Consider the following 870-nt stretch of genomic DNA (forward strand, 5'->3'; position numbering starts at 1 on the left):
ACGGTGGAATTTATCATATCATGGCAATATTGTCCTAAACGTTTTTGAAAAAACAAAAAAGGAAGCTGCAAACTAAGGTGGAAAATTACTACCTTAGCGGTGACTACCAATCACCCAGCTTCCGATGGCAAATATAACACTTTTTTCTCAAGTAATCCGCGAGCTTCCAAAAGAAAACATCAAAAAAACATCTGTGTTGCGGGAACGGATAGGCACAACAAGGGTTATGACACATGGAGACAGCTTGTGAGCATGGTTTTCTGCCAGTTCTCGGGCTGCGACTCCGTGCGCGACATATCCAACGGACTGAAGTCAGCCACAGGCAACTTAAACCATCTTGGCATCAGCCGTGCGCCATCAAAGTCAACCGTGTCTTACCAGAACACGAACCGCGACAGCGACGTCTTCCGCGACATATTCTATGCGGTGTACAAATATTTCGGACAGCAGGGCTGGGGCAGTCGCAAAGGTTTCCGCTTCAAGATGCCCATAAAACTTCTTGACTCGACGTTGGTGTCGCTCACGATGTCCGTGTATGACTGGGCGCATTACACCTCAAAGAAAGGCGCGGTGAAGATGCACACGTTGCTCGACTACGACTGCCTACTGCCTGATTTCGTGAACATTACGGACGGAAAAGGCAGCGACAACAAGGCCGCTTTCGGCATTCCCCTGCAGCCTCACTCCATCGTCGTTGCCGATCGTGGATACTGCGACTATGCTCTACTGAACCATTGGGACAGCACGAACGTGTTCTTCGTGGTGCGGCACAAGGGAAACATACGTTATAAGCGCGTAAGGGAGCTGCCGTTGCCCGACCATGCTGCCCAAAACGTGCTCATTGACGAGGAGATAGAGCTTGAGTTACCC

At 49.9% G+C, this 870-nt stretch carries 1 protein-coding gene; it reads left to right on the forward strand.

Annotated elements, in window-relative coordinates:
• Positions 1 to 252: 252 nt before the first annotated feature.
• The coding region (locus HMPREF0670_RS15100; protein ID WP_232213956.1) for an IS4 family transposase at positions 253 to 870 on the forward strand (618 nt) is incomplete at its 3' end.

The organism is Prevotella sp. oral taxon 317 str. F0108, assembly GCF_000162415.1.
GTDB classification, from domain to species: Bacteria; Bacteroidota; Bacteroidia; order Bacteroidales; family Bacteroidaceae; genus Prevotella; species Prevotella conceptionensis.